Source organism: Pseudomonas sp. KnCO4, from assembly GCF_045344305.1.
In the GTDB taxonomy this organism is placed as follows: Bacteria; Pseudomonadota; Gammaproteobacteria; order Pseudomonadales; family Pseudomonadaceae; genus Aquipseudomonas; species Aquipseudomonas anuradhapurensis.
The window spans coordinates 3,807,121-3,820,584 of record NZ_CP174199.1; the positions used below are offsets into that span (position 1 = coordinate 3,807,121).

At 63.8% G+C, this 13,464-nt stretch carries 15 protein-coding genes; all 15 read right to left on the reverse strand.

Annotation, left to right across the window (positions count from 1 at the left end; genetic code table 11):
• Window positions 1-7 precede the first annotated feature (7 nt).
• The 15 genes from ACJA3S_RS17730 to ACJA3S_RS17800 all read right to left on the reverse strand — a co-directional run bounded on the left by ACJA3S_RS17730 (window position 8) and on the right by ACJA3S_RS17800 (window position 13,435).
• A complete protein-coding gene (locus tag ACJA3S_RS17730; RefSeq protein ID WP_170031087.1) occupies window positions 8-796 on the reverse strand; it encodes a protein phosphatase CheZ in 789 nt (262 codons plus the stop codon).
• A 19-nt stretch (window positions 797-815) separates the two neighbouring features.
• Window positions 816-1,190, reverse strand: a complete 375-nt coding sequence (locus tag ACJA3S_RS17735; protein WP_170031088.1) for a chemotaxis response regulator CheY — start codon at window positions 1,188-1,190, stop codon at window positions 816-818.
• 105 nt (window positions 1,191-1,295) lie between these two features.
• Window positions 1,296-2,036, reverse strand: a complete 741-nt coding sequence (gene fliA, locus ACJA3S_RS17740) for an RNA polymerase sigma factor FliA (protein ID WP_046614576.1) — start codon at window positions 2,034-2,036, stop codon at window positions 1,296-1,298.
• Window positions 2,033-2,875 (reverse strand): flagellar synthesis regulator FleN, encoded by an 843-nt coding sequence (gene fleN / locus ACJA3S_RS17745; RefSeq protein WP_406822272.1) that lies wholly within the window; start codon window positions 2,873-2,875, stop codon window positions 2,033-2,035. Before fleN ends, fliA begins: the two co-directional genes overlap by 4 nt.
• A gap of 84 nt (window positions 2,876-2,959) precedes the next feature.
• Complete coding sequence (gene flhF / locus ACJA3S_RS17750) at window positions 2,960-4,270, reverse strand: flagellar biosynthesis protein FlhF (protein ID WP_170031089.1); 1,311 nt, start codon at window positions 4,268-4,270, stop codon at window positions 2,960-2,962.
• 11 nt (window positions 4,271-4,281) lie between these two features.
• Entirely contained in the window at window positions 4,282-6,411 is a 2,130-nt protein-coding gene (gene flhA / locus ACJA3S_RS17755; protein WP_170031090.1) for a flagellar biosynthesis protein FlhA, read from the reverse strand.
• A 139-nt stretch (window positions 6,412-6,550) separates the two neighbouring features.
• Window positions 6,551-7,693, reverse strand: coding sequence for a flagellar biosynthesis protein FlhB (gene flhB, locus ACJA3S_RS17760; RefSeq protein ID WP_406819458.1), 1,143 nt, complete (start codon window positions 7,691-7,693; stop codon window positions 6,551-6,553).
• A gap of 2 nt (window positions 7,694-7,695) precedes the next feature.
• Window positions 7,696-8,472, reverse strand: a complete 777-nt coding sequence (fliR, locus tag ACJA3S_RS17765; protein ID WP_170031092.1) for a flagellar biosynthetic protein FliR — start codon at window positions 8,470-8,472, stop codon at window positions 7,696-7,698.
• A gap of 7 nt (window positions 8,473-8,479) precedes the next feature.
• Window positions 8,480-8,749 (reverse strand): flagellar biosynthesis protein FliQ, encoded by a 270-nt coding sequence (fliQ, locus tag ACJA3S_RS17770; protein WP_170031093.1) that lies wholly within the window; start codon window positions 8,747-8,749, stop codon window positions 8,480-8,482.
• Between the two features lie 21 nt (window positions 8,750-8,770).
• The gene (gene fliP / locus ACJA3S_RS17775) at window positions 8,771-9,526 is read right to left on the reverse strand and encodes a flagellar type III secretion system pore protein FliP (protein WP_170031094.1); all 756 of its coding nucleotides are present in this window, start codon (window positions 9,524-9,526) and stop codon (window positions 8,771-8,773) included.
• Window positions 9,526-9,960 carry a flagellar biosynthetic protein FliO gene (gene fliO, locus ACJA3S_RS17780; protein ID WP_170034243.1) on the reverse strand — a complete coding sequence of 145 codons (435 nt, stop codon included), beginning with the start codon at window positions 9,958-9,960 and terminating at the stop codon, window positions 9,526-9,528. The genes fliP and fliO overlap by 1 nt, the downstream gene beginning before the upstream one ends.
• A gap of 12 nt (window positions 9,961-9,972) precedes the next feature.
• The gene (gene fliN, locus ACJA3S_RS17785) at window positions 9,973-10,443 is read right to left on the reverse strand and encodes a flagellar motor switch protein FliN (RefSeq protein ID WP_225778673.1); all 471 of its coding nucleotides are present in this window, start codon (window positions 10,441-10,443) and stop codon (window positions 9,973-9,975) included.
• A 47-nt stretch (window positions 10,444-10,490) separates the two neighbouring features.
• Window positions 10,491-11,459: a flagellar motor switch protein FliM gene (gene fliM / locus ACJA3S_RS17790; RefSeq protein WP_225778674.1), complete on the reverse strand. Its 969-nt coding sequence runs from the start codon at window positions 11,457-11,459 to the stop codon at window positions 10,491-10,493.
• 9 nt (window positions 11,460-11,468) lie between these two features.
• Window positions 11,469-11,966 carry a flagellar basal body-associated protein FliL gene (fliL, locus tag ACJA3S_RS17795; RefSeq protein WP_186679730.1) on the reverse strand — a complete coding sequence of 166 codons (498 nt, stop codon included), beginning with the start codon at window positions 11,964-11,966 and terminating at the stop codon, window positions 11,469-11,471.
• A gap of 179 nt (window positions 11,967-12,145) precedes the next feature.
• Window positions 12,146-13,435, reverse strand: a complete 1,290-nt coding sequence (locus tag ACJA3S_RS17800) for a flagellar hook-length control protein FliK (protein ID WP_406819459.1) — start codon at window positions 13,433-13,435, stop codon at window positions 12,146-12,148.
• Window positions 13,436-13,464 lie beyond the last annotated feature (29 nt).

Consider the following 13,464-nt stretch of genomic DNA (forward strand, 5'->3'; position numbering starts at 1 on the left):
GTGCTCCTTAAAAACCCAGGCTGGACAGCAGATCATCGACATCGTCCTGACCGGACACGACGTCTTCACGCTTATCGGCATGAATCTGCGGACCTTCACCCCGAGTCGGATGTTTTTCTCGATCTTTTTCTGCGCGCAGTTGATCGTGGTCATGCTGGATGCCCGCAAAGCGGTCGACCTGGCTGGCCATCAGCACCAGTTTCAGCAGGTTGCTTTCCACTTCGGTCACCAGCGCGGTGACGCGCTTGATCACCTGGCCGGTCAGGTCCTGATAGTCCTGGGCCAGCAGAATGTCGTTGAGGTGGCCGGCGACCTTGCGGTTACCTTCCGCGCTGTGCGTCAGGAAACTGTCAACCCGTTTCACCAGGTCGCGAAACTCCGGTGCAGCCACTTCGCGGCGCATGAACCGCTGCCAGTCGCTGCTCAGGGCCGCAGCCTCGCTGGCCAGGTCGTTGAGCACCGGGGTGCTTTCCTCGACCAGGTCCATGGTGCGGTTGGCCGCGCCCTCGGTGAGCCTGACCACGTAGGACAGGCGCTCGGTGGCGTCGGTTATCTGCGACACCTCCTCGGCCTGCGGCATGGTCGGGTCGATCTGGAAACTGACGATGGCACTGTGCAACTCACGGGTGAGCTTGCCGACTTCCTGGTACAGGCCGCGGTCACGGGTCTGGTTCAGCTCGTGGATCAGCTGCACCGCCTCGCCGAACCGGCCGTGCTCGAGGCTTGCGACCAGTTCCTGGGCATGCTTCTTCAGGGTCGACTCGAACTCGCCCAAAGAGGTTTGTGATGAATCCATGGCGCCCCCCTGACGAGACTCAGCCGTTGACGCGTTCGAAGATCTTCTCGATCTTTTCCTTGAGCACCTGGGCGGTGAACGGCTTGACCACATAACCATTGACCCCGGCCTGGGCCGCTTCAATGATCTGGTCGCGCTTGGCCTCGGCGGTCACCATCAGTACCGGCATGGCTTTCAGTTTGTCGCTGGCACGCACCTTGCGCAGCAGGTCGATGCCGGACATGCCGGGCATGTTCCAGTCGGTCACCAGGAAATCGTAGTGGCCGTTCTCCAGCATCGGCAGCGCGGTGATGCCGTCATCGGCCTCTTCCGTGTTGGTGAAGCCCAGGTCACGCAACAGGTTCTTGATGATCCGCCGCATCGTCGAAAAGTCGTCAACGATGAGGATTTTCATGTCTTTGTTCAAGTAGACCTCCAAGCAGTCTCTAACGCGCTCGGCCCCGAGCGCGCATTCAATCAATTGGGTACAACGTGGAAAACGACTGCAACGACACCGGGTTCAACGCGCCCGCCATTCACCCAGGCGGCTGCGCAGGCGCGCGGCACACTGGCTGTGCAACTGGCTGACTCGCGACTCGCTGACCCCGAGCACCTCACCGATTTCCTTGAGGTTCAGCTCTTCGTCGTAGTACAGCGCCAGCACCAGGCGTTCACGCTCCGGCAGGTTGGCGATGGCCTCGGTCAGGGCCGCCTGGAAGCGCTCGTCCTCCAGGCCACGCGCAGGCTCGACCTGACCACTGGCACCATCCTCATGCAGCCCTTCGTGCTCGCCGTCCTGCAACAGGTCGTCGAAGCTGAACAGGCGGCTGCCCAAGGTATCGTTCAAGATCCCGTAGTAATCATCGAGACTCAACTGGAGTTCGGCAGCAACTTCATGATCTTTAGCGTCACGCCCGGTTCTGGCCTCCACGGCACGCATCGCGTCACTGACCATGCGCGTGTTGCGGTGCACCGAACGTGGCGCCCAGTCACCCTTGCGCACTTCGTCGAGCATGGCCCCACGAATACGGATACCGGCGTAGGTTTCAAAGCTGGCGCCCTTGCTGGCATCGTACTTGTTGGCCACTTCCAGCAGGCCGATCATGCCGGCCTGGATCAGGTCCTCGACCTGCACGTTGGCCGGCAGCCGCGCCAACAGGTGGTAGGCGATGCGCTTGACCAACGGGGCGTAGCGCTCGATCAGCTCGTACTGCGCGTCTTTCGATGCTCGGCTATACATCTTGAAACCACTGGCGTTCATAACACAGGTCCCGCGCTGGTGGGTTGCACCAGGCGCTCGACAAAGAATTCAAGGTGACCGCGCGGGTTGGCCGGCAGCGGCCAGCTGTCGACCTTCTGGGCAATCGCCTTGAAGGCCAGCGCGCACTTGGAGCGTGGGAAGGCTTCATAGACCGCGCGCTGCTTCTGCACGGCCTTGCGCACACATTCGTCATAGGGCACGGCACCCACGTACTGCAGGGCAACGTCGAGAAAGCGGTCGGTGACCTTGGTCAGCTTGGCAAACAGGTTGCGCCCTTCCTGCGGGCTCTGCGCCATGTTGGCCAGCACCCGGAAGCGGTTCATGCCGTAGTCGCGGTTGAGCAGCTTGATCAGGGCGTAGGCATCGGTGATCGACGTGGGCTCGTCACACACCACCAGCAGCACTTCCTGGGCCGCGCGGACGAAGCTGACCACCGAGTCACCAATACCGGCAGCGGTGTCGATCACCAGCACGTCGAGGTTGTCGCCGACTTCGCTGAACGCCTGGATCAACCCGGCATGCTGGGCCGGGGCCAGGTGCACCATGCTTTGGGTGCCCGAGGCCGCCGGGACGATGCGCACACCGCCAGGGCCCTGCAGCATCACGTCCCGCAGCTCGCAGCGCCCCTCGATGACATCGGCCAGGGTGCGCTTGGGCGTCAGGCCAAGCAACACGTCGACGTTGGCCAGGCCCAGGTCGGCGTCGAGCAGCATGACCCTGCGGCCAAGCTCGGCCAGCGCCAGAGACAAGTTCACTGAAACGTTAGTCTTGCCGACGCCACCTTTGCCACCGGTCACGGCGATCACCTGTACGGGATGCATGCTACCCATGTCTGTTATTTACCTTGTCTCGCTGGGACTCAGGCCACACGTGGGGCAATTCTGCGTACCCCTTGGCATAGCTACCTTGCACACGCTTCATCATCAACCCGCTCGCCGTGGGTTGTGATAGAGATCAGCGAACATGTCGGCCATGGCCTCTTCGCTGGGCTCGTCCTGCTGCTGCACATTGACCGCGCGCGACACCAACTGGTGCCCGCGCGGCAGGTGCAGGTCGTCAGGAATGCGCGGCCCATCGGTCAGGTAGGCCACTGGCAGTTCATGACTGATGGCAAGGCTCAGGACATCACCCAGGCTTGCCGTTTCATCGAGTTTGGTCAGGATGCAGCCGGCCAGACCGCAGCGCTTGTAGCTGTGGTAGGCGGCGGTCAGCACCTGCTTCTGGCTGGTGGTAGCCAGGACCAGGTAGTTCTTCGCGGCAATGCCGCGCCCGGCCAGGGTTTCCAGTTGCATGCGCAGGGCCGGGTCGCTGGCCTGCAGGCCAGCGGTATCGATCAGCACCACGCGCTTGCGCAGCAGTGGCTCCAGCGCCGCAGCCAGTGACTGGCCAGGGTCGACGTAGGTCACCGGTACGTTGAGGATGCGGCCCAGGGTCTTGAGCTGCTCCTGGGCGCCGATGCGGAAGCTGTCCATGCTCACCAGCGCCAGGTTGTGGGCGCCGTACTTGAGCACGTAGCGCGCGGCCAGCTTGGCCAAGGTGGTGGTCTTGCCCATGCCGGCAGGGCCGACCATGGCGATCACCCCGCCCTCTTCGATCGGCTCGATCTCGGGGATGTCGATCATCCGCGCCAGGTGCGCCAGCAACATGCGCCAGGCTTGCCGTGGTTCCTCGATGTCGGCGGTCAGGTCGAGCAGCTCGCGGGCGATCGGGCCAGACAGGCCGATACGCTGCAGGCGGCGCCAGAGCGTGGCCTGCTGCGGCTTGCTGCCCTGCAGCTGGTTCCAGGCCAGCGAGCCGAGCTGCACTTCCAGCAGCTCGCGCAGGCCAGACAGCTCGGAGCGCATGGCATCGACCAGGCGCGCATCGACCGGCGCCGCAGCCGGGGCTGCAGCGGCAGGCGCGGGGGCGTCGACGTGTGGTTCGATCAACGGCTCGGCGGCGGTCAGCGACTGCCCGGCGAACAATTGGCGGTTGTTGTCACTGCTGTCCGGGCGGGGATCCAGCTCGGCACGGGCAGTGGCGATGCGCGTATGGGTCTTGCGCAGCTCTTCTTCCAGCTCGGCATTGGGCACACGCGGGGCCAGGGCGGACAGCTTGTAGTCCAGCGCAGCCGTCAGTTCGACACCCCCGGCGATGCGGCGGTTGCCGATGATGGCGGCATCAGCGCCCAGCTCATCACGGACCAGCTTCATGGCCTGACGCATATCGGCGGCGAAAAATCGCTTAACTTGCATTATCCACTACCTCAGCCGTTAGGGCCCACGGTGGCAACGATGGTGACTTGCTTGTTGTCCGGTATTTCCTGATACGCCAGAACATGCAAATTCGGTACAGCCAGGCGACCGAAACGCGACAGCATGGCGCGGATCGGGCCGGCAACCAGGAGGATGGCCGGCTGGCCCTGCATTTCCTGGCGCTGGGCCGCTTCGATCAGCGAACGCTGCAGCTTCTCGGCCATGCTCGGCTCCAGAAGAACACCGTCTTCCTGACCTTGCCCGGCCCTTTGCAGACTATTGAGCAAAATCTGTTCCAACCTTGGCTCCAGAGTAATCACTGGCAGCTCCGACTCAACGCCGACAATGCTTTGCACGATGGCGCGGCACAATCCGACGCGCACCGCCGCCACCAGCGCGGCGGTATCTTGACTCTTGCTGGCGTTGTTGGCGATCGCCTCGGCAATGCTGCGAATATCGCGCACCGGTACCTGCTCCGACAACAGCGCTTGCAGCACCTTGAGCAGGCCCGACAAGGAAATGACACCTGGCACCAGCTCCTCGGCAAGTTTAGGCGATGCCTTGGCCAGCACCTGCAGCAATTGCTGGACCTCTTCGTGGCCGATCAGCTCGTGACAGTGCTTCTGCAGGATCTGGTTGAGGTGGGTGGCCACCACGGTACTGGCATCGACCACGGTATAGCCCAGCGACTGCGCCTGGGCGCGCTGGCCGACGTCGATCCACACCGCTTCCAGGCCAAACGCCGGGTCGCGCGCGGCAATCCCGTTGAGGGTGCCGAACACCTGGCCAGGGTTGATGGCCAGCTCACGGTCCGGGTAGATCTCTGCCTCGGCCAGGATCACCCCCATCAGGGTCAGGCGATAGGCGCTGGGCTGCAGGTCGAGGTTGTCACGGATGTGCACGGTGGGCATGAGGAAGCCGAGGTCTTGCGAGAGCTTCTTGCGCACGCCCTTGATCCGCGCCAGCAACTGGCCACCCTGGTTGCGGTCGACCAGCGGAATCAGCCGGTAGCCAACCTCCAGGCCAATCATGTCGATGGGCGTTACGTCATCCCAGCCCAGCTCCTTGGTTTCCTGCGCACGCTGCGGCGAAGGCAGCAGGTCCTGCTGACGCTGCGCTTCCCTCTGCGCCTCGAGCTTGGCCTTCTGCTGCTTCTTCCACACCAGGTAGGCGCCACCGCCGGCCAGCAGGCCGAGGCTGAGGAAGGCAATATGCGGCATGCCTGGCACCAGGCCCATGACGATCATCAGCGCCCCGGACACCGCCAGGGCCTTGGGCGAATCGAACATCTGCCGGTTGATCAGCTTGCCCATGTCCTCGGAGCCCGAGGCGCGGGTGACCATGATCGCGGCAGCGGTGGACAGCAGCAGGGACGGCAACTGCGCCACCAAACCGTCACCGATGGTCAGCAAGGCGTATACCTTGCCGGCATCGCCGAAGCTCATGCCGTGCTGCAGCATACCGATGAGCATGCCACCGATCAGGTTGATGAACAGAATCAGCAGGCCGGCGATGGCGTCACCGCGGACGAACTTGCTGGCACCGTCCATCGAACCGTAGAACTCGGCCTCCTGGGCCACCTCGGCACGGCGGTGCTTGGCCTGGGCCTGGTCGATCAGGCCGGCGTTGAGGTCGGCATCGATGGCCATCTGCTTGCCGGGCATGGCATCGAGGGTAAACCGCGCGCTCACTTCCGAGATCCGCCCGGCGCCCTTGGTCACCACCACGAAGTTGATGATCATGAGGATGGCGAACACCACCGCACCGACCACATAGTTACCGCCGATCACCACCTCGCCGAAGGCCTGGATCACCTTGCCGGCAGCGCCGTGGCCCTCCTGGCCGTGCAGCATCACCACGCGGGTGGAGGCCACGTTCAGGGCCAGGCGCAACAGCGTGGCCACCAGCAGGATGGTGGGGAACGCGGCGAAGTCGAGCGGGCGCAGGGCGTATACGCAGACCAGCAGCACCACGATCGACAGGGCGATGTTGAAGGTGAAGAACACGTCGAGCAGGAACGGTGGTATCGGCAACATCATCATTGCCAACATCACCAGCAGCAACAGCGGCACGCCCAGGTTGCCCCGGCCGAGCCCGGCCAGGTTGTGACGGGCGTTGCTGATTAACTGAGTGCGATCCACCACGAGTCCTCTTGATGCAAAACTTTGACGCCCCGGGGGCGCCTGGGCGTGGCTTTGCAAGAAGCTTTCCAACTTTGTCGGGCTTCAGAGATTTAGCGCCTGTGGGAGCGAGCGCCAAATGTTTAAAGGCGGGAACCTGTCAGCTGTCACGCCGCAGGTCTGGCGGAATCGGCAGGTCTTCCTTCAAAGGCTCCGGCCGCTTGCCCTTGCCGGCGCGGTACTGGCGGATCTGGAACACATAGGCCAGCACCTGCGCCACCGCCAGGTACAAGCCGGCAGGAATTTCCTGCTCCAGCTCGGTGGAGTAATAAATCGCCCGCGCCAAGGCCGGCGACTCAAGAATCTGGATCTTGTGCTCCGCGCCAATCTCGCGAATCTTCAAGGCAATGAAATCGGTCCCCTTGGCCAGCAACAAGGGCGCCGCGCCGCCCTTCTCCGGGTCATACTGCAAGGCCACCGCATAGTGCGTAGGGTTGGTGATGATCACGTCGGCCTGCGGCACCGCCGCCATCATCCGCCGCTGCGACACTTCGCGCTGCAGCTGGCGAATACGCTGCTTGACCTCGGGCTTGCCCTCGCTGTCCTTGTACTCGTCCTTGATTTCCTGCTTGGTCATCTTCAGCTTCTTGTGCGTCTGCCAGAGCTGGAACGGCACGTCCGCGGCAGCGATCAGCAGCAACCCGGCCGACATCCACAACGCACTCCAACCCACCACCTGCAGGCTATGGATGATCGCCTGCTCCAGCGGCTCGTTGGCAATCGACAGCAGGGCCTGGCGGTCATTGGCCAACACCACCACCGCTACCACCAGAATCACGAAGAACTTGGCCAGCGCCTTGAGCAGCTCGGTCAGGGCATGCATGGAGAACATGCGCTTGATCCCCGACAGCGGGTTCATGCGGCTGAACTTGGGCTGCAGCAGGCTGCCCGAGAACAAGAAGCCACTGAGGGCAATCGGGGCCACGAAGGAAACCACGAACAGCAGGATCATGACCGGCTGCACCGCCCATATCGCCATCTTGCCCGAAGCCAGCAGGAAAGCCCCCATGGCCCGCTCGTCGACAATGATTTCGCGGGTCAGGCTGAAGTTCATGCGCATCATCGCCAGCAGCGTCTCGGCCAGGTAGCCACCAAACGCCAGCAGGCCACCGGCACCGGCGAGGGTCACCGCCACCGTGTTCAGCTCCTTGGAACGCGCGATCTCGCCTTTCTCGCGCGCATCGCGCTTGCGCTTGTCGGTGGGTTCTTCGGTCTTGTCCTGGCCGCTCTCGCTCTCTGCCATGCTCAGCGCGCCCTCGCCAGTTCACGCAGCCATTGCAGCGCTTCGCTGGCCAATGCCTGGTAGTGGGACAATATATCGGCCAGGCCGACCCAGAAGATGAACATGCCCAGGACCAGGGTCAGCGGGAAGCCGATGGAGAAGATGTTCAGCTGCGGCGCGGCACGGGTCATCACGCCAAAGGCGATGTTGACCACCAGCAACGCCGCGATCACCGGCAGGATCAGCAGCAGCCCGGCAGCGAATACCCACCCCAGGCGCCCGGCAAGCTCCCAGAAATGGTTGACCACCAGCGCATTGCCCACCGGCAAGGTGGTGAAACTTTCCGTCAGCACCTCGAACACCACCAGGTGGCCATTCATCAACAGGAACAGGATGCTCACCAGCATGGTCATGAACTGGCTGACCACGGTGACGTTGACGCCGTTGCCCGGGTCGACCATCGAGGCAAACGCCATGCCCATCTGCACCGCGACGATCTGCCCGGCAACCACGAACGCCTGAAACAGCAGTTGCAGGGCCAGGCCGAACAGCGCGCCGACGATGATCTGCTCGGCGCACAGCAGCAGGCCGCGCAGGCTCAGCGGGTCGAACTCGGGCAGCGGCGGCAGCGCCGGCACGATCACCACGGTAATCGCCAGCGCCACGTACAGGCGCACCCGCGCCGGGAGCATGCGGGTACCGAAAATCGGCATGGTCATCAGCACCGCCGTCACCCTGAACAACGGCAGGATGAAGGTAGCGACCCAGGTGCCGATCTGCGTGTCGGTCAGCTCGAGCATTGCCAGGTCAACCGATCAGCTGCGGGATATTGGTGTACAGCGCGGTGATGTATTCCATGAACTTCTGTACCAACCAAGGCCCGGCAACGATCAGCGTGACCAGCATCACCAGCAGGCGTGGCAGAAAGCTCAAGGTCTGTTCGTTGATTTGCGTGGCGGCCTGGAACATGGCCACCACCAGGCCCACCAGCAGGCTCGGCACTACCAGCACGGCCACCATCAAGGTGGTCAGCCACAAGGCATCGCGGAACAGGTCGACAGCGACTTCAGGGGTCATCGGCGGCTCTCCTTGACGGCGTCAGACGCCGCCGAAACTGCTGGCCAGGGTGCCCATGATCAGCGCCCAGCCATCCACCAGCACGAACAGCATGATCTTGAACGGCAACGAAATGATCAGCGGCGACAGCATCATCATGCCCATGGCCATCAGCACGCTGGCCACCACCATGTCGATGATCAGGAACGGGATGAAGATCATGAAGCCGATCTGGAACGCGGTCTTCAGCTCGGAGGTGACGAACGCCGGCACCAGGATCGTCAGCGGGACCTGGTCCGGGCCGGCGATGTCGGTGCGCTTGGACAGGCGCATGAACAGGTCGAGGTCGCTTTGCCGGGTTTGCGCCAGCATGAAGTCCTTGAGCGGCCCCTGGGCCTTGTCGATGGCCTGCTGGGCGGTCATCTGCTCCTTCAGGTACGGCTGCAGCGCATCCTGGTTCACCCGGTCGAACACCGGCGCCATGATGAACATGGTGAGGAACAGCGCCATGCCGGTGAGCAACTGGTTCGACGGCGTCTGCTGCAGGCCCAGGGCCTGGCGCAGGATCGAGAACACGATGATGATGCGGGTGAAGCTGGTCATCAGGATGACGAACGCCGGGATGAAGCTGAGCGCCGTCATGATCAGCAGGATCTGCAGGCTGACCGAATACTCCTGCTGCCCGTCCGCGGTATTGGACAGGGTGATGGCCGGGATCGACAGCGGGTCGGCGGCCAGGGCCAGCGGCGCCGCCAGCAGCAGCGCCAGAATCAACAACAAACGCAGCGCGCCGCTCATCACTTCTTGTCCTTAGGGTCCTTGCCCATCAGCTCCATCAACCGCTGGGCGAACTCCGGCGTCGCCTGGCGGGCGCTTTCCGGTACTTCCACGGGCTCGGCCAGCACATGCAACGCCTCGATGCTGCCAGGGGTATGGCCGATCAGGATCTGCGCCTTGCCCACCTGCACCAGCAACAGGCGGTCACGCGGGCCGATCGCCCGGCTGCCGACAATCTCGATCACCTGCCCGCCCTTCACCGCAGCCCCTTGCATGCGCCGCAGCAGCCAGGCCAGGAAGAAAATCAGGCCGACCACCAGCAGCAGGCCGAAAACCATCTGCGCCAGCTGCCCGCCGAGGCTGCCTGGGGCAGCCGCAGGGGTTGCCGTCGGGGTGGCCGCGGCCAGGCAGGCCTGGCTGGCAAGCAGCGCGGCGAACGCCAGGCAGGCGCGCATCGTGCCCTTCACTCAGCGCAGCTTCTTGATACGTTCGCTGGGGCTGATCACGTCGGTCAGGCGAATGCCGAACTTCTCGTTGACCACCACCACTTCGCCATGGGCGATCAGCGTGCCATTGACCAGCACATCGAGCGGCTCACCGGCCAGGCGGTCCAGTTCGATGACCGAACCCTGGTTGAGCTGCAGCAGGTTGCGGATGTTGATCTCGGTGCTGCCCACTTCCATGGAAATGTTCACCGGAATGTCCAGGATCACGTCCAGGTTCGGGCCTTCGAGGCTGACGTTCTCGCTCGGCTTCGGCGAGCTGGCGAACTCTTCCATCGGCAAGCGCCCCGGGCCGCCGGCGCTGCTGGCGGTGTCGCCACCCAGCAGTGCATCGATGTCGGCCTGGCCGGCTGCACCGGTTTCTTCCAGTGCTGCAGCCCATTCATCGGCCAGCGCCTGGTCCTCTGGGGAGGTGATCTCGTTTTCGTTAGCCATGATTTCCTCGACAGGCATTCAATACGTTATGAGCGACCGGCGCGCCATCAGCGGCGTTCGATCGGGTCGATGATCTGCAGCGCCAGGTTGCCCTTGTGCGAACCCAGGCGCGCCTTGAACGAAGGCACGCCGTTGGCGCGCAGCACCAGGTGTTCAGGCAGCTCCACCGGAATCACATCGCCAGGCTGCATGTGCAGGATGTCGCGCAGCTTCAGCTGGCGCCGGGCGACCGTGGCACTCACCGGCACGGCCACATCCAGCACGTCCTCGCGCAAGGCCTTGATCCAGCGTTCGTCCTGGTCGTCCAGGTCGGACTGGAAGCCGGCATCGAGCATTTCCCGCACCGGCTCGATCATCGAGTACGGCATGGTCACGTGCAGGTCGCCGCCACCGCCGTCCAGCTCGATGTGGAAGGTCGATACCACCACCGCCTCGCTGGGGCCGACGATGTTGGCCATGGCCGGGTTGACCTCCGAGTTCATGTACTCGAAGGTGACCGGCATGATCGCCTGCCAGGCTTCCCGCAGATCGACGAAGCACTGGTCCAGCACCATGCGCACCACGCGCAGCTCGGTAGGGGTGAACTCGCGGCCTTCGATCTTGGCGTGACGGCCGTCGCCGCCGAAGAAGTTGTCCACCAGCTTGAACACCAGCTTGGCGTCGAGGATGAACAGCGCGGTGCCGCGCAGTGGCTTGATCTTGACCAGGTTGAGGCTGGTCGGCACGTACAGCGAATGCACGTACTCACCGAACTTCATCACCTGCACGCCGCCCACTGCCACGTCGGCGGAGCGACGCAGCAGGTTGAACATGCTGATCCGGGTGTAACGGGCAAAGCGCTCGTTGATCATTTCCAGGGTCGGCATGCGGCCCCGCACGATACGGTCCTGGCTGGTCAGGTCGTAGCTTTTGATGCTGCCAGGCTCGGTGGCACTCTCGGTCTGCACCAGCCCGTCGTCGACGCCATGCAACAAGGCATCGATTTCATCCTGGGACAGCAGGTCCTGTACGGCCATTGCGGACTCCTACTGCAATACGAAATTGGTGAACAGCAGCTGGTCGACGACCGGCTTGCCGACTTCCTTCTGCGCCACTTCCTGGACCACTGCGGTGGCCTTCTGGCGCAGCATCTCCTGCCCGACCGGGCTGCCGGCCAGGGTATCGAAGCCCTGCCCAGAGAACATCATCACCAGGTTGTTGCGGATCACCGGCATGTGCACCTTGAGGGCATCCAGGTCGGCCTGGTTGCGCGCCTGCATGGTAATGCTCACCTGCATGTAGCGCTGGCGACCGTTCTGGTTGAAGTTGACCACGAAGGCCGGCGCCAGCGGCTCGTAGATCGCCGCAGGCTTGACGTTACCAGCGGTTGCCTCGGCGGCCGGGGCAGGCTCGCTCTTGTGCATGATGAACCAGGTAGCGCCCACCGAAAGGCCGATCGCCAGCAACAGGCCGACGACCGCCAGCAGGATCAGCTTGAGTTTGCCTTTAGTGGCGGGGTCTTTGACTGCTTCGCTTTTCGCCATGCCAATAATCCGTCGTCCATCGGGGGTTCAAGGGAGGATGGCTTGGCTTGAGCAAGTGTTATGCCAGATTTGGCATTGAGGGATGTTGCGCCTGCGAAATCGAGCGCCGCCCGCGATGCGCCGCGCGGGCGGCGCTGGCCCTCGAAAGCGCCGCAAAACCCAAGGCATACACCCCGACATCAGGCGTAGTAGTCGACCGCACTGTCACCGATAACCACTTGCTGCTCCACCGGCCTGCCGCTGTCGGCGCTCTCGGTACCGCCCTGCCCCGCCTGCCGCGCCGCCACCCCGGACAACTGGCTGCCCTGGGCCTGCGCCTGCTGTTGCTGCTGTTGCTGCCCACGCGACTGGTCGGCCACGTTGACATCCGGCTGGGCCAGGCCTTGCTGAGTGAACAGTTCGCGCAGGCGATGCACCTGGCTATCAAGGGCATCGCGCACGCCGGCATGGCCACTGATGAAGGTGATCTGGGTCGACTGGTCCGTCGCAACATTGACGCGAATGTCCAACCGACCAAGCTCTGCCGGCTCCAACTGGATGTCCGCCGACTTGAGGTTCTGGCTGGACAGGTACATGACCCGGTTGACCAGGCCTTCGGCCCAGGCGTTCTGGTTCATTGGCAGCGGCTGGTGCAACGGGCTGGCATTGACCGGCACGGCGTTGGCGGTCTTGGCCGTGGCGGCCTGGGTCAGGTTGGCCAGGCGGTTGGCGAAATCATCCACGCGGGTATCACTGCTGGCGCTCTTGGTGTCCTTCAGGCCATCTTCGAGCAAGGCACCGAAGGCCTTGTCGCCAGGCTCGCCTGAATCCGCTGCGCGCGCCGAATCGCCCACGGCATCCTGCACCAGGTTCGCCAAGGTATTGACGGCCACAGGCGCATCGTCAGCTTGGGCCGAGGCCGGGTCCTGGGCATGTACCGAGGTTGTCCCCTTGGCCTGGGCACTGTGTTCCAGGGCCAGGCGCAAGGTCGGCAGGTTGGCCAGCGGGTCGGCGTCGGGGTCGAAGGTTTCCTCGGCGGCCGGCGCTGCAGGCGGTGCGACCGTGGGCTGCGCCGTGGCGGCCTGCAGCACCGGTGCCACGGTCTCGGCCTGGGCCTGGATCAGTTGCGCGCCGGGCTGGGCGTCGGTGACCTGGCCGGCCACCAGGCTGGCATCGCGCATGTCGGTGTCAGCCTGCAGCGGGGCCTGGCCGTCGGCTGGCAAGGATTTGCCGTCATCGGCAACAGCGGGCGTGTCGGCGGGCTCGGCCTTGCCGCCAGGTGCCGCTTCGGCTTTGTCCTTGGGCTTGGCCTGGGCGACCTTGTCATCCTGCCCGGCAGCCTTGTCCCGGCCCTGCCTGGCTATTACCTGGCCAAAGCCGGCGCCCTTGTCCGCCGGTGCCTGCAGCGCTTTGTCGGCCTGTGCGGCGGGCGAACGCGAGGTGTTGGCAATGACGTTGGCTTGCAACAATGGGTTGGGTGCGACAGGCATCGAGCGGTCTCCGCGCCAGGAACAAAAAA